Annotated in this window: 1 protein-coding gene; it reads right to left on the reverse strand. The window is 66.0% G+C overall.

Translation table 11 applies throughout. The features are described from left to right. Positions 1–385: DEAD/DEAH box helicase (locus CH341_RS31965; RefSeq protein WP_245431343.1), on the reverse strand; the 385-nt coding region annotated here is incomplete at both ends.

The raw sequence follows: 385 nt of genomic DNA on the forward strand, positions 1-385 counted from the left end.
GTCCAGGGGTCCCGACGACGATGTGGACGCCCTGATCGAGCCTGCGGCGCTCGGCGCGCGGATCCATGCCTCCGACCAGTGTCACAAGGCGGGCGCCGGTTTCGGCAAAGAGCCATGTCAGCTCGTTCGTCACCTGCATGGCGAGTTCGCGCGTCGGTGCCACGATCAGAGCCATCGGCTCACCGGCTTCGGGCAGTTTTTCCTCTTCGCCGAGGAGAGTGGGTGCGAGCGCGAGACAATAGGCGACGGTCTTGCCGGATCCGGTTTGCGCCGAAACGAGCAGGTCGCGGTCGGCCGCTTCAGGTTTAAGGACGGCCGTTTGCACGTCGGTGAGGTCGGTATAGCCACGGCTTTCAAGCGCGGCGGCGAGCGGCACGCTCGTCGT

Origin of the sequence: Rhodoplanes roseus (assembly GCF_003258865.1) — a bacterium.
Lineage (GTDB): Bacteria > Pseudomonadota > Alphaproteobacteria > Rhizobiales > Xanthobacteraceae > Rhodoplanes > Rhodoplanes roseus.